16 protein-coding genes are annotated in these 17,322 nt (G+C 63.6%); 7 read left to right on the forward strand and 9 right to left on the reverse strand.

Annotation, left to right across the window (positions count from 1 at the left end; all coding sequences use genetic code 11):
• Positions 1 to 138 precede the first annotated feature (138 nt).
• The 3 genes from fabV to fabA all read right to left on the reverse strand — a co-directional run bounded on the left by fabV (position 139) and on the right by fabA (position 3,200).
• Positions 139 to 1,308: an enoyl-ACP reductase FabV gene (gene fabV, locus AC0QUY_RS22775; RefSeq protein ID WP_475388479.1), complete on the reverse strand. Its 1,170-nt coding sequence runs from the start codon at positions 1,306 to 1,308 to the stop codon at positions 139 to 141.
• A gap of 84 nt (positions 1,309 to 1,392) precedes the next feature.
• The gene (gene fabB, locus AC0QUY_RS22780; protein ID WP_475388481.1) at positions 1,393 to 2,616 is read right to left on the reverse strand and encodes a beta-ketoacyl-ACP synthase I; all 1,224 of its coding nucleotides are present in this window, start codon (positions 2,614 to 2,616) and stop codon (positions 1,393 to 1,395) included.
• A gap of 62 nt (positions 2,617 to 2,678) precedes the next feature.
• A complete protein-coding gene (fabA, locus tag AC0QUY_RS22785; RefSeq protein WP_161851103.1) occupies positions 2,679 to 3,200 on the reverse strand; it encodes a 3-hydroxyacyl-[acyl-carrier-protein] dehydratase FabA in 522 nt (173 codons plus the stop codon).
• A 338-nt stretch (positions 3,201 to 3,538) separates the two neighbouring features.
• Between fabA and irrA the strand changes: the two genes are divergently transcribed.
• Complete coding sequence (gene irrA, locus AC0QUY_RS22790; protein ID WP_057844747.1) at positions 3,539 to 4,030, forward strand: iron response transcriptional regulator IrrA; 492 nt, start codon at positions 3,539 to 3,541, stop codon at positions 4,028 to 4,030.
• Positions 4,031 to 4,176: 146 nt separating this feature from the next.
• On the opposite strand, the gene AC0QUY_RS22795 is transcribed toward irrA, so the two are convergent.
• Positions 4,177 to 4,704, reverse strand: a complete 528-nt coding sequence (locus AC0QUY_RS22795; protein ID WP_161851102.1) for an SH3 domain-containing protein — start codon at positions 4,702 to 4,704, stop codon at positions 4,177 to 4,179.
• Positions 4,705 to 5,049: 345 nt separating this feature from the next.
• Here AC0QUY_RS22795 and AC0QUY_RS22800 point away from each other — a divergent pair, with 345 nt between their 5' ends.
• Positions 5,050 to 6,051: a 2-hydroxyacid dehydrogenase gene (locus AC0QUY_RS22800; RefSeq protein WP_161851101.1), complete on the forward strand. Its 1,002-nt coding sequence runs from the start codon at positions 5,050 to 5,052 to the stop codon at positions 6,049 to 6,051.
• Positions 6,052 to 6,157: 106 nt separating this feature from the next.
• On the opposite strand, the gene AC0QUY_RS22805 is transcribed toward AC0QUY_RS22800, so the two are convergent.
• Positions 6,158 to 7,072, reverse strand: a complete 915-nt coding sequence (locus AC0QUY_RS22805; RefSeq protein WP_161851100.1) for a LysR family transcriptional regulator — start codon at positions 7,070 to 7,072, stop codon at positions 6,158 to 6,160.
• Positions 7,073 to 7,192: 120 nt separating this feature from the next.
• On the opposite strand from AC0QUY_RS22805, the gene AC0QUY_RS22810 reads away from it, so the two are divergent.
• A complete protein-coding gene (locus AC0QUY_RS22810) occupies positions 7,193 to 8,188 on the forward strand; it encodes an aldo/keto reductase (protein WP_475388483.1) in 996 nt (331 codons plus the stop codon).
• A 3-nt stretch (positions 8,189 to 8,191) separates the two neighbouring features.
• Here AC0QUY_RS22810 and AC0QUY_RS22815 read toward each other — a convergent pair whose 3' ends face one another.
• Complete coding sequence (locus tag AC0QUY_RS22815) at positions 8,192 to 8,995, reverse strand: HesA/MoeB/ThiF family protein (protein WP_475388484.1); 804 nt, start codon at positions 8,993 to 8,995, stop codon at positions 8,192 to 8,194.
• Positions 8,996 to 9,150: 155 nt separating this feature from the next.
• Between AC0QUY_RS22815 and AC0QUY_RS22820 the strand changes: the two genes are divergently transcribed.
• Positions 9,151 to 10,530, forward strand: a complete 1,380-nt coding sequence (locus AC0QUY_RS22820; RefSeq protein WP_475388485.1) for a serine protease — start codon at positions 9,151 to 9,153, stop codon at positions 10,528 to 10,530.
• Between the two features lie 84 nt (positions 10,531 to 10,614).
• Here AC0QUY_RS22820 and ggt read toward each other — a convergent pair whose 3' ends face one another.
• Positions 10,615 to 12,294: a gamma-glutamyltransferase gene (gene ggt, locus AC0QUY_RS22825; RefSeq protein ID WP_475388486.1), complete on the reverse strand. Its 1,680-nt coding sequence runs from the start codon at positions 12,292 to 12,294 to the stop codon at positions 10,615 to 10,617.
• 244 nt (positions 12,295 to 12,538) lie between these two features.
• On the opposite strand from ggt, the gene AC0QUY_RS22830 reads away from it, so the two are divergent.
• Positions 12,539 to 13,309: a nucleotide-binding protein gene (locus AC0QUY_RS22830; RefSeq protein WP_475388487.1), complete on the forward strand. Its 771-nt coding sequence runs from the start codon at positions 12,539 to 12,541 to the stop codon at positions 13,307 to 13,309.
• Between the two features lie 113 nt (positions 13,310 to 13,422).
• Here the strand turns inward: AC0QUY_RS22830 and AC0QUY_RS22835 are convergent, their stop codons facing one another.
• Positions 13,423 to 13,989: a GNAT family N-acetyltransferase gene (locus AC0QUY_RS22835; RefSeq protein WP_161851094.1), complete on the reverse strand. Its 567-nt coding sequence runs from the start codon at positions 13,987 to 13,989 to the stop codon at positions 13,423 to 13,425.
• Complete coding sequence (gene mutM / locus AC0QUY_RS22840) at positions 13,977 to 14,858, reverse strand: bifunctional DNA-formamidopyrimidine glycosylase/DNA-(apurinic or apyrimidinic site) lyase (protein ID WP_475388488.1); 882 nt, start codon at positions 14,856 to 14,858, stop codon at positions 13,977 to 13,979. The genes AC0QUY_RS22835 and mutM overlap by 13 nt, the downstream gene beginning before the upstream one ends.
• A gap of 79 nt (positions 14,859 to 14,937) precedes the next feature.
• On the opposite strand from mutM, the gene ubiE reads away from it, so the two are divergent.
• On the forward strand, positions 14,938 to 15,699 hold the full coding sequence (gene ubiE / locus AC0QUY_RS22845) for a bifunctional demethylmenaquinone methyltransferase/2-methoxy-6-polyprenyl-1,4-benzoquinol methylase UbiE (RefSeq protein ID WP_161851092.1): 762 nt from the start codon (positions 14,938 to 14,940) through the stop codon (positions 15,697 to 15,699).
• Entirely contained in the window at positions 15,696 to 17,270 is a 1,575-nt protein-coding gene (gene ubiB / locus AC0QUY_RS22850) for a 2-polyprenylphenol 6-hydroxylase (RefSeq protein WP_475388612.1), read from the forward strand. Before ubiE ends, ubiB begins: the two co-directional genes overlap by 4 nt.
• Positions 17,271 to 17,322: the final 52 nt, after the last annotated feature.

Consider the following 17,322-nt stretch of genomic DNA (forward strand, 5'->3'; position numbering starts at 1 on the left):
AACACCATCAATGTGAGGGACGACCGCCCGCCTTCCAGGCAGGTCGCGCGAAGCGCGCCACCCAACACCGCCGTAGCAAGCGCGGCTTGCCTGGAGGGTGGACCGGGGCCCGTTACCCCATCTACGAAACTTAGGTGCTCACGCGACGACGCGGGGGTCTACGTCCTGCGAGTAGTCGACGCTGTCGATGCCAAATCCGAACAGGCGAAGGAATTGGCTCCTGTATTCTTCAAGGTCCGCCAACTCGCCGAGCGTTTCCGTGGAGAGCAGCGGCCATCGGCGTGACACCTCCGTCTGAACTTCGGGCGAAAGCTCCCAGTCGTCGATCCGAAGGCGCTGCGCCTCGTCGACTGCGGCATCCGGGCCAAGACGGGTCCGGAACAGGCGATCGATCTGTTCGATACAGCCTTCATGATTGCCGAGCTGCTTCATGACCTTGAACAGCACCGTGCCATAGAGCGGCACCACCGGAATTGCCGAACTCGCCTGGGTGACCACGGCCTTCAGCGCCACCACGCGGGCCGCGCCCTGGCCGAGGCGGCTCCGGATCGCTTCCGCCTTGTTGTCGAGATCGACCTTGGCGCGCCCCAGCGTGCCCTTCCAGTAAATCGGCCAGGTCAGTTCGCTACCGATATAGGTGTAGTTCAGCGTCCGGAAGCCCGGCGCCAACACACCGGCGTCCGCGAGTTGATCGATCCAGCGCTTCCAGTCATCGCCGCCCATCACCGCGACCGTGGCGGTCGCTTCATCCTCACTCGCCGGCGCAATGGTGGTCTCGTAGACCTCGCCGGTTTCCGTGTTGAGGGTCTTGATCTCGACGGGGTCGCCGAGCGGCTTGATCGCCGAACGATAGGTCTTGCCCGTGACCGGATCGGTACGGACTGGCGCGGCCATGCTGTAGACCAGCATGTCGAGCTGGCCGAACTTTTCGCGCACGCGCTCGATGAAGGTCTTCTTCAGCTCGTCGGAGAAAGCATCGCCCTCAAGCGTGAGTGGAGACCGTCCGATCTTTTGCGCCTCGATCTCGAAGGCGCGGTTGTTGTACCAGCCGGCGCTGCCTGTTCTGGTTGCGGTGGGCTCGCGCTCCAGCGACACGCCGATGGTCTCTGCTCCGCCTGCGAAGGTCGCAACGATGCGGCTCGCGAGGCCGTACCCCGTTGAACATCCCAGCACGGCGACGCGCTTGGGGCATTCCGGAACAGCCCCCTGGCGGAGAACATAGGCGATCTGCTCGCGGACATTTTTGGCGCAGCCGACAGGATGTGCCGTCGTGCAGATGAAGCCTCGCACGCGCGGTTCGATAATCATGCCTACCCCGTTTCGGATTGTAGCAAAGTCCCCCTCCGCTGCTTGCCTACCTCTTGCCGCAAGCGAGGAGAGATAAAAGCGAAATCAAGCATCCATCCGCTTGAATACCAGCGTGGCGTTGGTGCCGCCAAAGCCGAAGGAATTCGACAGCACGGTGCCTAGCTTGGCGTTGTCGATGCGCTTGCGCACGATCGGCATGTCGGCGAAGACAGGATCGAGTTCGGTGATATGGGCGCTCTCGCAGATAAAGCCGTTGTTCATCATCAGAAGCGAATAGATCGCTTCCTGCACGCCGGTGGCGCCGAGCGAATGGCCAGTCAGCGCCTTGGTCGCCGAGATCGGCGGGCACTTGTCGCCGGTGCCGAACACCTTTCGGATCGCCTCGATTTCCGGGGGATCGCCGGCCGGCGTCGAGGTCGCGTGCGGATTGATGTAATCGATCGGAGTCTTCACGGTAGACATCGCCATGCGCATGCACCGCTCGGCGCCTTCGCCCGACGGCGCCACCATGTCGTAGCCATCGGATGTCGCGCCATAACCGACCACTTCGGCATAGATGCGCGCACCGCGCGCCTTGGCGTGCTCGAGTTCTTCCAGCACAACGACGCCGGCGCCGCCGGCGATGACGAAGCCGTCGCGGCCGATGTCGTAGGGGCGCGAGGCGGTGGCGGGCGTATCGTTGTACTTCGAGGACATCGCACCCATCGCGTCGAACAAGACCGACAGCGACCAGTCGAGCTCCTCGCAGCCGCCGGCGAAGATCACATCCTGCTTGCCGATCTGAATCGTCTCATAGGCATTGCCGATGCAATGATTCGAGGTCGCGCAGGCCGACGAGATCGAATAGTTGACGCCCTTGATCTTGAACCAGGTCGCAAGCGTCGCAGACGCCGTCGATGACATTGCCTTCGGTACCGCGAACGGCCCGACACGCTTCGGACCCTTGGTGCGGGTGATGTCGGCCGATTCGACGATGGTGCGCGCGGACGGTCCGCCCGAACCCATGATGATGCCGGTGCGGACGTCGGACACTTCCGCCGGCGTCAGGCCGGAATCCTGGATCGCCTGCTCCATGGCGATGTGATTCCACGCCGCGCCCTCGCCGAGGAAGCGCATCGCGCGCCGATCGATGACGTCAGCCGCATTGATGGTCGGCGCGCCCTGCACCTGCGAACGAAAACCCATCTCGGCGTATTTCTCCGCGCGCTTGATGCCGGATTTCGCGTCGTGAAGGCTCGCAAGCACTTCCTGGGTGTTGTTTCCGATGGACGAGACAATGCCCATCCCCGTAATGACAACCCGCTTCATGATCGCCTCGCCCTACCGTTTCGTTCGCCTGTGAAGATATGTTCGTTGCGCAATCGCGCCGCTCAGCCTGGCGCGGTGCCCTGCTTGAACAGCCCGACTTTCAGATCCTTGGCGCGATAGATAATCTCGCCATCCATGGAAAGCCAGCCGTCGCCGACTCCAAGCACCAGCTTTGAACGCATCACGCGCTTCATGTCGATGTTGTACACAACCTTGCGGGCGTTCGGCAGCACCTGGCCGGAGAACTTCAATTCTCCGAGCCCCAGCGCCCGGCCGCGTCCTTCGCCGCCGATCCAGCCGAGGTAGAATCCGACCATCTGCCACATTGCGTCCAGGCCGAGACAGCCCGGCATCACCGGATCATTCTTGAAATGGCAACCGAAAAACCAGAGGTCCGGCTTCACATCGAGTTCGGCGCGGATCAGGCCCTTGCCGAATTCGCCGCCCTTGTCGGTAATCTCGGTGATGCGGTCGAACATCAGCATCGGCGGCAGCGGCAATTGAGCATTGCCCGGGCCGAACATCTCGCCGCGGCCACAGGCCAGCAAGTCCTCGTATTCATAACCGCTGCGCCGATCCAGCATCGTAATCCCCGCCTCTACCTTAGATGTCCCGATGGAGCGCTTTCTGAGCGAACCGGACCCGTTTCCCGACGGAAACGCATGTTCCCGCAATTTGGCGCTACTTAGGGTGCTATCGGCATTAGCCTCTGCCGAAATCGCATATGTGGTCCGCGCGCTCTGTAACATAGGCATTAGGGCCCGGGAAAGCACCGGAACGGGCTAAAACGCAGCGTTGGGCGCGCTTGTTCCGCCTCTACATTGGGCCAGTTCTAGTTGCGAAAAACTTGCATCTACCTGATTTCCTTTTATATTGGGCAAGACTATTGCCCAAGTTAGCGCGTGTGGTACCCGAAGTGGAAATGAACGACCAAGCCTCGCCCCTGAATGACGACGGTATCGATCCGGCCGCCCGTGCCGCCGGACATCAGCCGGCGTTGACCGGTTGTCCCTGGCACGACGTCAACGAAATGTTGCAGGCTGCGGGTCTCAGGCCTACCCGCCAGCGCATGGCTTTGGGCTGGCTGCTGTTCGGCAAGGGCGCACGCCATCTGACTGCGGAAATGCTGTACGAGGAAGCGACGCTGGCCAAGGTCCCGGTCTCGCTCGCCACCGTCTACAACACGCTCAACCAACTCACCGATGCGGGGTTGCTGCGTCAGGTCTCGGTCGACGGCACCAAGACCTATTTCGACACCAACGTCACCGCGCATCACCACTTCTATCTCGAGAACAACCACGAACTGGTCGACATTCCCGACCCGCATCTGGTGCTGTCGAAGATGCCCGACGTGCCCGAGGGCTACGAGATCGCCCGCGTCGACATGGTCGTGCGGCTGCGCAAGAAGCGCTGAGCTTCGCAGAGACTTCGTGAATTCGTAGGGTGGGCAAAGGCGCGCAGGCGCCGTGCCCACCATTTATCCAAAATCGCTATCGTGAATGGTGGGCACGCTTCGCTTTGCCCACCCTACGCTTCTGCGCAAAGACCCGCTAGCGCGCCTCAATCCACCTTCTCGTCCGCATACACGCCCCACAGGCGCTGCTGCTCGATCCAGCCGTCAAAACCGTTGCCGATCACGCGGCACCAGCCATTGGAGCATTTCTTGACCTGGGCGACGACGCCGGCCTGCAGGCGGGCGGCGATTGCGCTGGTCCGATCGGGACGGTCATAGAGCGAGGCCAGCTCGTCCTTGGTCTTCATGGTCACGACCGCGGTGCGGCGGCCGGACAAGAGCGAATGATAGACCCATCCCTCGGATCCCTCGGAATCGCGCACGCGGCGCCAGTTCTCGAACTCGGCTGTGATTTCGACCGGCAGGCCCGAGCGGGTATAGACCCAGGCGACGTCATTGTCCTTGGTCGGACCGGCCCGCACATTCACATGATCGGACTTGAGACTGACATATCGCGGCACCGGCAGGCCGCTCGTGGTGGTGGCCGAATCCTTGGCCGAAAATCCTGTGCTGACGGAAGCGACAAGCCAGCACCCCACCAGCATCGCCACCGAACAGAAACGCCTCAACACCATCAACCCGTCTCCTGCCGAGCCAACCGCAACTCGAATTCTTCGAGTTGAAACCGCCCGCTAACGCCCGAAATAACCCCAGACCCCTGTGCCCCCGCTTTGACCGCACCCGGCTTGCGACATCCGAGGGGTTCTTGTCTTGGCCCGGCCTTCTGATAGAGAGGACGGAACGCCTAGAACCAGAACGCCTGGATTTTCCGCCGAGAATCCGAGGAAGTATTGGGAACCCAAGGGACTTGCCTCAGCAAACAGCCGGATACCGGGACCGCGTGGCCATCGCAGTGTCGAACAACCGGGTTAATGAGGCCTGAACGGCGCGCTGCAGCGCCCCCCTCATGAGAGCAGGACATGTCGGTTAAGAAAAAACCTCTCGTCGTCGTCACCCGCAAACTGCCGGACTCGATCGAGACGAGGATGCGCGAGCTGTTCGACGCGACGTTGAATCTCGACGACACGCCGATGACGCCGCAACAGATTGCCGAAGCCAGCCGCTCGGCCGACGTGCTGGTGCCGACCGTCACCGACACGATCAGCGAGGAGATGCTCAAGCACCCCGACTGCAAGCTGCGCATGATCGCCAATTTCGGCAACGGCGTCGACAATATCGACGTCACGGCAGCGCATGCGCGCGGCATCACGGTGACCAACACGCCGAAAGTGCTGACCGAAGACACCGCCGATATGACCATGGCGCTGATTCTCGCGGTGCCACGGCGGCTGATCGAAGGCGCAACCATCCTCCCCGACGGCAAGAGCTGGCCGGGCTGGTCGCCGACCTGGATGCTCGGCCATCGCATCGGCGGCAAGCGCCTCGGCATCATCGGCATGGGCCGCATCGGCCAGGCGGTCGCCCGCCGGGCGCGCGCCTTCGGCCTGCAGATCCACTATCACAACCGCCGCCCCGTGCCGCCGCGCATCGCCGAGGAGCTCGGCGCGACCTACTGGGAAAGCCTCGACCAGATGCTGGCGCGGATGGACATCATCTCGGTGAACTGTCCGCATACGCCGGCGACCTATCACCTGTTGTCGGCGCGGCGGCTGAAGTTGATCCGCAAAGACGCCTATATCGTCAACACCGCGCGCGGCGGGGTAATCGACGAGGACACGCTGATCAAGCTGTTAGAGGCTGGCGACGTCGGCGGCGCCGGCCTCGACGTCTACGAGCACGAGCCTGCAGTCAATCCGAAGCTGGTGCGGCTCGCCAAGGCCGGCAAGGTAACGTTGCTGCCGCATATGGGCTCGGCCACCATCGAGGGCCGCGTCGAGATGGGCGAGAAGGTGATCATCAACATCCGCACCTTCCTGGACAATCACAAGCCGCCGGACCGCGTGCTGCCCAGCATGCTGTGAGCGGGGAGCACACGTAGCCCGGGTGGAGCGCAGCGAAATCCGGGACAACTCAATCCGCGAGTCCCCACTGTCCCCGGATTGCGCTTCGCTCCATCCGGGCTACGCTTCATTTGCTCTTGCGCTTTTCCCGCTTGCGCCATTCCGCAATGAACGCGACGAATGCGGCAAGTGCCGGCGGCGGCTGACGCCGGCTCGGATAATACAAAAACGGTCCCGGAAACGGCGCACACCAATCGTCGAGCACGCTGACCAGCGCGCCGGACTTGATGCCGTAGCGCACGTAACCCTCAAACGTCATCCAGAACCCTGTGCCGTCATGGACGGCACGCAGCGCCAGCCCCAGATGCGCCGCGACCAGCTTTGCCGGCGGTGAGATTTTGACGACACGCCCGGCCTTCTCGAATTCCCAATCCAGCATCGCGCCGCTGCCGAAACGGGTGCGGATACAGGCGTGATCGAGCAGATCCTTCGGCGCTTCCGGCCGGCCGTGTCGCGCCACATATTCCTTCGACGCCACCACCGCGTAACGCTGCGGCGAACCCAGCGACACCGCGATCATGTCCTGTGCCAGATGTTCGCCATAGCGCACGCCGGCGTCGAAGCCGGCGGCGACGATATCGACAAACGAACTTTCACCGACGATCTCCAGATCGATTTTCGGATGTTTCTGAAGAAACGGCGCCACCATCGGTGCCAGCACCAGGTCGATCGCCGGCGGCGGGGCGTTGATGCGCAGGCGTCCCGACGGCACGCCGCGCAAGCCGCGCACCTGATCGATCGCTTCGCCGACATCCTGCATCGCAGGCGCAACGCGGGCCAGCAGCAGCTCGCCAGCTTCGGTGAGCGCAACGCTGCGCGTGGTGCGGTTCATCAGGCGAACGCCGAGCCGCTCTTCCATGTCGCGCAGCCGCTGGCTGAGGCTCGAGACGGAAACGCCCTGCTCGGTCGCGGCCCGGCGGAAATTCTGGGTGCGCGCGATGGCGACGAAAGCACTGAGGTCGCGGAGGTCGAAATCCTTCATTGTTCGATATACTGAACAAGCTGTTGCGAATTGTCCAGCTTATCGGTTCAGCCGCGAGGGTTCATATCAGCCTCGTCACGACGGCGCGAAACGGCCGCCGGCACATCGAGGAGAACTATCATGGAAAATCGCAAACTCGGCACGACAGGTCCAACCGTCTCGGCCATCGGACTGGGCTGCATGGGCATGTCGGACTTCTACGGCCCCGCCGACCGCAACGAGAGCATCGCCACCATCCACGCCGCGCTCGATGCCGGCATCACTCTGCTCGACACCGGCGATTTCTACGGCATGGGCCATAACGAGATGCTGATCCGCGAAGCGCTCACGGGGCGCAACCGCGACAATCTGCAGATCAGCGTGAAATTCGGCGCGCTGCGCGATCCCAACAAGGGTTTTCTCGGCTATGACAGCCGCCCGGCCGCGATCAGGAATTTTGTCGCTTATTCGCTGCAGCGGCTGGGTGTCGACAGCATCGACATCTACCGGCCCGCGCGGCTCGATCCTGATGTGCCGATCGAAGAAACCGTCGGCGCGATGGCAGACATGATCAAGGCCGGCTGGATCAGGCATATCGGCCTCTCCGAAGTCGGCTCTGACACCATTCGTCGGGCACACGCCGTGCATCCGATCGTCGACCTGCAGATCGAATATTCGCTGCTTGCGCGCGGCATCGAGAACGACATTCTGAAAACCTGCCGCGAACTCGGCATCGGCATCACTGCCTATGGTGTATTGGCGCGCGGCCTGATCAGCGGCCACTGGACCAAGGATCGTTCCAGCGCGCAGGATTTTCGCAGCCTTAGCCCGCGCTTTCAGGGCAGCAATCTCGACGCCAACCTGACGCTGGTGGACTCCTTGCGGCGCGTTGCCGACGACGTCGGCGCTTCGCCGGCGCAGGTCGCCATCGCCTGGGTCGCAGCGCAGGGCAACGATATCGTGCCTCTGGTCGGCGCCCGCCGCCGCGATCGTCTTGCCGAAGCGCTGGGTGCCCTCAAGGTGAAGCTGACGCCGGCGCATCAGGCCGCGCTTGCCGAAGCATTCCCGCCGGGCGTGGCCGCAGGCGCGCGCTATCCCGAAGCGCAGCTTGCGCATATGGACAGCGAGAAGCGGTGAGTACTACGCCGCGTGCCCGCTCAGGTCGACGATGATAGGCGTATCGCCGTTGAGCGGGTTTTGCGGATCGCGCGCGTAGCGCAGGGTTTCAAAGCGCATCGCGCGCGCGTCCACCATCACCAGTCGTCCGACCAGGCTTTCGCCGAAGCCGACGATTTCGCGGATCGCCTCCAGCGCCATCATCGAGCCCAGCATGCCCGCCAGCGCACCCATCACGCCGGCCTCGGCGCAGGCCGGTACGGTGCCGGGCGGCGGCGGCTCCGGAAACAGGCAGCGATAGGTCGGGTTGAAACGGCCGTCGGCGTCCCGTTCGTGCGCCCGGATGGTGGTCAGCGATCCGTCGAACATCCCCAGCGCCGCCGTGATCAGCGGCTTGCCGGCGAAGAAACAGGCATCGGAAATCAGATAGCGGGTTTCGAAATTGTCGGAGCCGTCGAGCACGAGATCGTAATCGTCGATCAGCGCCATCACATTCCCCGCATTGAGACGCACCGCATGCGGCTCGAACTGGACATGGGGATTGAGCGCGCGAACCGTCTCCGCGGCACTGTCGACCTTGAGCCGGCCGATATCCGGCGTGGTGTGGATGATCTGCCGCTGCAGATTGGACAGCGAGACGATGTCGTCATCGACCGCGCCGAGCCTGCCGACACCGGCCGCCGCCAGATACATCAGGACGGGCGCGCCGAGGCCGCCGGCGCCGATCACCAGCACCGAGGCCTCCTTCAGCGCGGCCTGCCCGGGGCCGCCGACTTCGCGCAGCACGATGTGGCGGGCGTAGCGTTCGAGTTCGTCGGCCGTCAGCATAATCGCACTATTTCCTTCTCCCGCATCCCGACTGTCAAACCAGAACGAGGGAAACCGAGAATCCCTGAACCGGGGCGCGGTTGTTGCCGACTAAGCAGATGTGCTTAATTGGCCGGACGTCAATGATCGCACTCCCTCTTCCGCCGGGATTTGTCATGAGATTGGTGCCTTCAGCAACATTGATGATCGCGGCGTCGGCCTTTGTGATCGCCGCGGCCCCCGCGCAGGCACAAATGACGCCGCCCTCCACAGCGGGTGCCCAGCCGAAACAAGTCACGACGGTGCCGGTACGCCCCGCGCTGCAGAAGCCGGAGGACACCGCCAAGGCGCTGGGACAGGCCGAGCGGCTGGCGCTGCAGTCGGATCTGGCCTGGGTCGGGCAATATAACGGCGCCATCACCGGCGACGTCAGCGAGCGCATGGTCAATGCGATCAAGGAATTCCAGAAATCGCGCGGGGGCAAGCAGACCGGCGTGCTCAATCCGCAGGAGCGCGGTGCCCTCGCCGATACCGCCAGGAAAAAGCAGGAAAGCGTCGGCTGGAAGATCGCCACCGATCCCGGCACCGGCGCGCGGCTGGGAATCCCCACCAAACTGGTGCCGCAGCAGGCCAGTGACGCCAACGGCACCAAATGGACCTCGCCGACCGGCACGATCCAGATTCAACTGGCGCGACGCAAGGAAGCAAATCCAACGACGGCCAAGCTTGCCGAGCGCGAGAAGAAGGAGCCGGGCCGCAATATCGATTACACGGTCGTCAAGCCGGATTTCTTCGTGCTGTCCGGCCTGCAGGGCCTGAAAAAATTTTACATGCGCGGCACCTTCAAGGGCGACGAGGTCCGCATTCTCACCATCATGTACGACCAGGCGACCGAGAACACGGTGGAGCCGGTCGTGATCGCGATGTCTAGCGCGTTCAACGCATTTCCTGCGGCCGCGCAAACGGCGGGGCCGCCGCCGCGCAAGACCGTGGAATACGGCACTGGTGTCGTCGTCGGTGACGATGGCGCGATCATCGCCGACCGCCAGATCACCGACGGCTGCCTCACGGTGGCGATCGCGGGCTTCGGCAATGCCGATCGAATCGCCGAGAACAAGGAGTACGATCTCGCGCTGCTGCGCATCTATGGCGCACGCGGGCTAAAGGCGTTGAATCTTGCCAATCCCGCTATGAAAACGGCGCTCGATCTCACCGGCATTGCCGATCCGCAGAACCAGGGCGGCGGCGCTGCGGTAACCAGCACCAAGGCTTCAGTGGCCCAGCTTGGCGGCACCAACGATATCGCGCTGACGCCCGCGCCCGCACTCGGCTTTTCCGGCGCCCCCGCGCAGGATGACGACGGCAGATTTGCCGGCATCGCACTGTTGAAGCCGGTTCAGGTAGCGGGGCTGGCGAATGGCGCGCCGGCGGCACAGGCCGTTTTGGTGACGGCCGACACGGTACGAAACTTCCTCAAGGCCAATGGCGTCAGCGCAGCCGGTGGATCGCCGGATGCTAGAGCATCGGTGGTTCGCGTGATCTGCGTAAGGAAGTAAGCCGTCGTCACCCGCGAAAGCGAAAGCGGGTGACCCAGTATTCCAGCGATGGCCCATCTGGAGCCAATGAGTCGGCGCGAGTTCTCAGCTCAACCCAAACCTTACCCCGGCGCGCGCCAGGCCGCCGGCGATGCCGACTGGCGTGCCATCCGCGCGCCAGCACGCCGCGCCCGACATCGTGCCATCCTCGTGGAACTGGATCGCATTCATGCCGCCGGCGACTGTCGGCATCGGCTGCACCTTATGACCCATCGCGGCAAGTTTGGCGCGAACATTGTCAGGCACCGCCAGTTCGACTTCGAGCGCATTGCCCTCGGTCCAGACCCGCGGCGCTTCAACCGCCTCCTGCAAGCTCATGCCGTGGTCGATCAGGTTGATCAGTGCCTGCATTGCGCTCGGAAAGATTCGCTTTCCGCCGGGCAGGCCGAGCGCGTAAACGAGCTTGCCGTCGCGCAATGCCATCATCGGCGACATCGAGGTCGTTACGCGCTTGCCCGGCGCCAGCGATAGCGCATGGCCGGGACGAGGATCGTAGAGGTTCATGTAATTGTTCGGGATGGCGCCGAGCCCGGGTATCAGGATTTTCGCGCCGAACAGGTTGTTGATGGTCTGCGTGGTCGCGACCACGTTGCCGAACGCGTCCGCCGCGGTCATGTGCGTGGTATCAGCGCTTTCGAGCTGCGCGATGCCGGCGCCCCAGACTTGCGCGCGATCAGGATCGATCGCCCGGCGACGTTCGTCGGCATAGGCCTTCGAGATCAGGCGCTCGACCGGCACGTTGATGAATTCAGGGTCGCCACTGGCGGCGGCGCGATCGGCAAAGGCGATCTTGAGCACCTCGGCGAGATAATGGATGGTCTCCGCCGAGCCGAAGCCAAGCTTTGCGATATCATAGCCTTCGAGAATGTTGAGCATCTGCGCGATGTGCACGCCGGAGGCCGCGGGCGGCGGCGGCCCCAGAATTTGCCAGCCGCGATAATCGGCGCGAATCGGCTGGCGCTCGACGGTCTTGTAACCCGTGAGGTCCTCGCGGGCGATGAAGCCGCCGTTTTTCTTCATGTAATCGACGATGATATCGCCGAGCGGTCCGTGATACAGCGCCGCCTCGCCATGCTGCGAAATATAGCGCAGCGTCTCTGCATATTCCGACTGCACCACGCGCTCGCCGGCTTTCAGCGGGGTCCCCTTGGGCAAATAGATCGCCGAGATCGCCTTGTCCTTCAACATCTCTGCGGCGCTATCGGTGATGCATTCGTGCAAGTAAGGCGTCGCCGCATAGCCGCGCGCGGCATATTTGATGGCGGGCTGCATGACGTCGGCGAGGCTCATGGTGCCGAACCGCTGCAGCGTCTCGCACCAGGCTTTCAGCGAGCCCGGCACCGCGACGGCCTTCGGGCCGTTCAGATTTTCATCGCCGACGGTATCGAACACGTCATGCGCCGAGCCGGGCTTCGAGGTGTAGGTATCGGGCCTGACCGCCAGCGGCACCGTGCTCTGGCCGTCGATGAAGCGGTGGCTGCCGTCGGAAGTGCGGACATGGGCCATGCCGCCGCCGATAATGCCGACCATCATCGGTTCGACTACCGTCAGCGCAAACAGGGTCGCGATCGCAGCATCAACGGCGTTGCCGCCGGCCGCGAGCATTTCCGCGCCCGCGCTCGATGCCAGCGGGTGATTGCTGACCACCATGCCGCGGCTGCCGGCCGCGGGCTGCTTCTGGCACTGAAAAGTGGTGGCTGCGCGATCCCGCCAATGACCCGTCATGCTGTTTTCCCGTTTCTTGTTGTGGTTTCACCCGGCACAAAATGCACCACACGGCAGTATTTGCCCGGATGACCACCTTTCCAGAATCGGGCATCATTGCAAGCTGACTGATTCGGACAACCGCGATCCCCTGACCTTTGGATCGGGCTGGGCACGTCTGAGCGAGCGCGTAATTCGACGTCGCAGAATGCGGCGGGGCTCGTGGCGTAATCCAAATGCCTGAAAGCTATCCAGAGGATCCAGAATGCAGACGATCGTATTGGCCACCCAGAAGGGTGGCGCGGGGAAAAGCACGCTCGCCATCAGCCTTGCACTTGCGGCCATCCGGGCCGGGCACAATGTCCGCCTGATCGAGACGGACCAGCAGGGCACCATTTCGAACTGGAAGCGCCGCCGCCCGTATGCCGCGCCGATCGTCGAGCCGATCTACGCCGCCAGGGAGGTCGAACAGCGCCTGCAATCGCTCGGGCGCGAGGGCGTGACGGTAGCGATCGTCGATACCGCGGGCGGGATCAGCGCCGCGACCAATTCAGCCATTCGTTATGCCGACTTCTGCCTGATTCCGACGCGTCCAAGCATCGCCGACATCGAGGCGACGGCCGCGACGCTCAGCGTCGTCAGGGCCTGGCACAAGCCGTTCGCCTACGTCCTGAATCAGACGCCGATCCGGGCCGCGGCGCGCCTCGCCGGCGCGGAGAACCTGCTGAGCTGCGAGGCAGCGCTCGACATCGGCGACATCCTTGCCAAGCCTCTCGTCGTGATGCGCAACGATCACCAGGACGCACTGAGCGCCGGCCTTGCGGTCTGCGAGCATGCACCAGGCGGCAAATCCGCCGAGGAAATCCGGGCCCTCTGGCAGTGGCTCGACGCGCGGTTGGGGAACGCAGCGACAGCCAGCGACGCGCCGATCATCGAGGCGTTGGTGGGAACGCCCGCGATTCTTCCCGCGATGGCGGCGCTTCCGTCCATCGCGAACGACAGCGCTCGCTTCCTGAGAATCCCAGCTCGAACCTGATACCCCTCTCCCGCGACGCCAATGCGGGGAGCGAGCGACGACTTAGCCGCCGAAGCTCGGCGACCGAAGGCGAAGCAATCCAGCGAGGCTGGTGGCTGGATTGCTTCGCTTCGCTATCGATTCCGGCGCAACCAGTTTTCCCGCGTCACGCGCCATTTTTCCGCAAGCGTCTGACCGTCATGATGGGCAAGCTCGACATAGCCGAGGAACTCGGCGCCGGTCTTCTGCTTGACTCGGCGTGACGCCACGTTGGTGGCCGCATTGCAGGCGTAGAAGCTCTCGATCCCGAGCGTGCGGAAGGCAAAATCATTCACCGCCGAAACGGCTTCGCTCATCAAACCTTGATTCCAATAACGCTCCGCGAGCCAGAAGCCCCGGTTGCCCTTCACATTGTCCGACCTCGGGCGAAAGCGAATATTCCCGATCGCCTCGCCATCGCCGCCGCGCAGCACCAGCATCCAATTATAGATCTCCTCGCCTGCGGCGACCCTTTCCAGTTCCTGCGTAATGAAGGTCACCGCGCCGTCTTCCGGATACGGCCAGGGAACCACCTGCGCGAGATGCTGGATGATGTTCCAGTTGTTGAAATGGCGCTGGATCGCTGGCGCATCCGACATCGCGAGCGGCCGCAGGATCAGTCGCTTCGTCTCGAGCGTCGGAGTGACGGTTATTTCTGACATTTCGGGCACCAGAAAGTGGAGCGGCCATTCTGCACGAAGCGCCGCACAATGCCGCCGCAGTTCGAGGTCTGGCACTTCTCGCCCTCGCGGTCATAGACCTGGAACGAGTGCTGGAAGTAGCCGAGTTCGCCCGAGGTCAGGCGATGGTCGTTGATCGAGGAGCCGCCGGCCTTGATCGCCTGATTCAGCACCGAATGAATGGCATTCACCAGCCGCCCGGCATGATCGGTCGGCTCGCCCTTCTTGGTCGCCAGCGTTGCCGCCAGTCGGCGCGGTGACAGATGCGACCGGTACAGCGCCTCGCAGACATAGATATTGCCGAGGCCGGCGACCACGCGCTGGTCGAGCAGCGCGGCTTTCAGGCTGGTCTTCTTGTTGGCGCAGGATGTCGCCAGCATCGCGGCGTCGAATTCGTTGCCGAGCGGCTCCGGTCCGAGATCCTTCAACAGCGGTTCGTCCTCCAGCGCGTTGCGGGCGATGATCTTCATATAGCCGAAGCGGCGCGGATCGTTGAACACGATCGCCGTACCCGATGACATGTGAAACACCACGTGGTCATGCGCTCGGTCCTCGCTACGCGGATGGTGGAATTGACCGGGCGTATCGTTCCGGTCGCCGTCCAGCACCCGGAACGAGCCGGACATGCCCAGATGCATCAGCAGCACGTCGCCGGAGCCGAGATCGGCCATCAGGTATTTGGCGCGGCGGCCGAGGCCGGTCACGGTCTGGCCCTCCAGCCGCGCGATAAAATCTTTTTGAAAGGGAAAGCGCAGATCCTTGCGGCGGGCTTCCGCTTTGAGGATTTTCGACCCCTCCATGGCGGGCTGCAGGCCGCGGCGGACGGTCTCAACTTCAGGCAATTCAGGCATACAGGCATTCACCTTATGGAGGTGACGTGATAGCGCCATTGCGGCCGGCGCGCTATGGTTGGCCTAGGGAGTAAAGTTGATGGACCGGCCGGATCAAACCACCCATTTTGGCTTCAGGGACGTGCCCTTGGGCGACAAGCAGACGCTGGTGAACGACGTTTTTCACAGCGTGGCTCGGCGTTACGACCTGATGAACGATCTGATGTCGGCGGGCCTGCACCGGGTCTGGAAAGACATCATGATTATGGCACTCAACCCGCCGAAAAACGACGCGCCGTTTGCGCTGCTCGACGTCGCCGGCGGCACCGGCGATATCGCCTTCCGCGCGGCGGAAGCGGCAGGCCTGGGTTTCCATGCCACCGTCTGCGACATCAACACCGACATGCTCGAGGTCGGCCGCAACCGCGCGCTGGCGCGCCATCTCGACCATCAGGTCGCCTTTGTCGAGGGCAATGCCGAGAAACTGGCGTTTCCCGATCGCTCCTTCGACGCCTACACCATCGCCTTCGGCATCCGTAACGTGCCGCGGATCGACGCCGCCTTGCGCGAGGCCTATCGCGTGCTGCGGCCGGGCAGCCGATTCCTGTGCCTGGAATTCTCCACCGTTGACGTTCCCGGGCTCGACTGGCTGTACGATCAGTTCTCGTTCAAGGTGATCCCGCCGCTCGGCCGCGCCGTGACGGGCGATGCGGAATCCTACCGGTATCTCGTCGAATCGATCCGGAAATTCCCCCGGCCCAATCAATTTGCCGAGATGATCCGCGCCGCCGGCTTTGCGCGGGTGAAGTGGGAAAGCCTCTCCGGCGGCATCGTGGCTTTGCATTCGGGCTGGCGTTTGTGATTTCTGCGGCGCCCCACATCGCGCGGCTCGTCCGCGCCGCTTACGTGTTCGCACGCGAAGGCGTGTTCGGCGTAGTCGACCCGAGCCTGGTGCCGCCGCCCGGGCAACTCGCGCTGCGCCTGGCGCGGCTGATCGAGCGGCCCGGCACCAAGGTCGGTCCGCGGCTGTCGCGCGCGCTGACGCGGCTGGGCCCCGCCTATCTCAAGCTCGGACAGTTTCTGGCGACCCGCCCCGACGTGGTCGGCGTCGCGATGGCGCGCGATCTGGAAAGCCTGCAGGACCGGCTGCCGCCGTTTGCGCAAGTTGAAGCCGAGGCCGTGATCGCCGCATCGCTGGAACGCCCTGTGGCGCAGGCTTTTGTCAGCCTGGGACCGTCGGTCGCTGCCGCCTCGATCGCACAGGTGCATCGCGGCGAGGTGGAGCGCAATGGCGTACGCCGGCCGGTCGCCGTCAAAGTCCTCCGGCCCAATGTCGCCTCGCGTTTCCATCGCGACCTCGCTGATTTCTTCTTCGTCGCGCGAAATGCGGAAGCGCACTCGGCTGAAGCACGGCGGCTGCGGCTGATCGAAGTCATCAATACGATGTCGCGCTCGGTCGCGATGGAGATGGATTTGCGACTTGAGGCAGCCGCGCTATCCGAGATGGCGGAGAACACGCGCGACGATCCGGATTTCCGCGTGCCGACCGTCGACTGGGACCGCACCACCCACAACGTGCTGACAATGGAGTGGATCGACGGCATCGCGCTGAATGATCACGCGCGCCTCGAAGCATCGCAGGTCGATTTGCCCGATCTCGGCCGCAAGGTGATCCAGAGTTTTCTGCGTCACGCGCTGCGCGACGGCTTCTTTCATGCCGACATGCATCCCGGCAATCTGTTTCTCGACGATGCCGGCCGGCTGGTCGCGGTCGATTTCGGCATCATGGGCCGGCTCGGGCTGAAGGAGCGGCGCTTCCTCGCCGAGATCCTGCTCGGCTTCATCACGCGCGACTATCGCCGCGTCGCGGAAGTGCATTTCGAGGCCGGCTACGTGCCGGGCCATCACTCGGTGGAGAATTTCGCGCAGGCGATCCGCGCCATCGGCGAGCCGATCCACAATCGCACCGCCGAAGAAATCTCGATGGCGAAGCTGTTGACGCTTCTCCTCGAAGTCACCGGCCTGTTCGACATGCAGACCCGGCCCGAGCTGATCCTGTTGCAAAAGACCATGGTGGTGGTCGAAGGGGTCGCGCGCGGCTTCGATCCCAAACTGGATATCTGGAAGGTCGCCGATCCCGTGGTGCGCGAATGGATCGAGCGCAATCTCGGTCCGCTGGGCCGGGTTCAAGGCGCGATGTCCGGCGCGGGCGAGCTTGGCCGCGTGGCGGCGAGCCTGCCTGCGATCGCCTCGCGGGCGGTTGCCGTGATCGAGAACATGGAGAAGATGACCCGCGAGGGCCTGACGCTGTCGCCAGAGACGATCGCCGCTCTGGGCCGCGCCGAGGGCCGCAAGAGCCGCTGGCGGACGGTGGCGCTCTGGATCATCGCAGCAACCTTTATCGGGATTCTGATCGCCGTCCGGCAGTTGTGATTGCAATGATAGCATCATGTGCTAGCATTGCCTGCATATCTCCGCCGGAGGC

This window comes from Bradyrhizobium sp. WYCCWR15520, from assembly GCF_056174665.1.

Excerpts from the sequence above, each read along its gene's own strand:
- fabV (WP_475388479.1), bottom strand. The coding sequence starts at position 1,308 with ATGATTATCGAACCGCGCGTGCGAGGCTTCATCTGCACGACGGCACAT.
- fabB (WP_475388481.1), bottom strand. The coding sequence starts at position 2,616 with ATGAAGCGGGTTGTCATTACGGGGATGGGCATTGTCTCGTCCATCGGA.
- fabA (WP_161851103.1), bottom strand. The coding sequence starts at position 3,200 with ATGCTGGATCGGCGCAGCGGTTATGAATACGAGGACTTGCTGGCCTGT.
- irrA (WP_057844747.1), top strand. The coding sequence starts at position 3,539 with ATGAACGACCAAGCCTCGCCCCTGAATGACGACGGTATCGATCCGGCC.
- AC0QUY_RS22795 (WP_161851102.1), bottom strand. The coding sequence starts at position 4,704 with ATGGTGTTGAGGCGTTTCTGTTCGGTGGCGATGCTGGTGGGGTGCTGG.
- AC0QUY_RS22800 (WP_161851101.1), top strand. The coding sequence starts at position 5,050 with ATGTCGGTTAAGAAAAAACCTCTCGTCGTCGTCACCCGCAAACTGCCG.
- AC0QUY_RS22805 (WP_161851100.1), bottom strand. The coding sequence starts at position 7,072 with ATGAAGGATTTCGACCTCCGCGACCTCAGTGCTTTCGTCGCCATCGCG.
- AC0QUY_RS22810 (WP_475388483.1), top strand. The coding sequence starts at position 7,193 with ATGGAAAATCGCAAACTCGGCACGACAGGTCCAACCGTCTCGGCCATC.
- AC0QUY_RS22815 (WP_475388484.1), bottom strand. The coding sequence starts at position 8,995 with ATGCTGACGGCCGACGAACTCGAACGCTACGCCCGCCACATCGTGCTG.
- AC0QUY_RS22820 (WP_475388485.1), top strand. The coding sequence starts at position 9,151 with ATGAGATTGGTGCCTTCAGCAACATTGATGATCGCGGCGTCGGCCTTT.
- ggt (WP_475388486.1), bottom strand. The coding sequence starts at position 12,294 with ATGACGGGTCATTGGCGGGATCGCGCAGCCACCACTTTTCAGTGCCAG.
- AC0QUY_RS22830 (WP_475388487.1), top strand. The coding sequence starts at position 12,539 with ATGCAGACGATCGTATTGGCCACCCAGAAGGGTGGCGCGGGGAAAAGC.
- AC0QUY_RS22835 (WP_161851094.1), bottom strand. The coding sequence starts at position 13,989 with ATGTCAGAAATAACCGTCACTCCGACGCTCGAGACGAAGCGACTGATC.
- mutM (WP_475388488.1), bottom strand. The coding sequence starts at position 14,858 with ATGCCTGAATTGCCTGAAGTTGAGACCGTCCGCCGCGGCCTGCAGCCC.
- ubiE (WP_161851092.1), top strand. The coding sequence starts at position 14,938 with ATGGACCGGCCGGATCAAACCACCCATTTTGGCTTCAGGGACGTGCCC.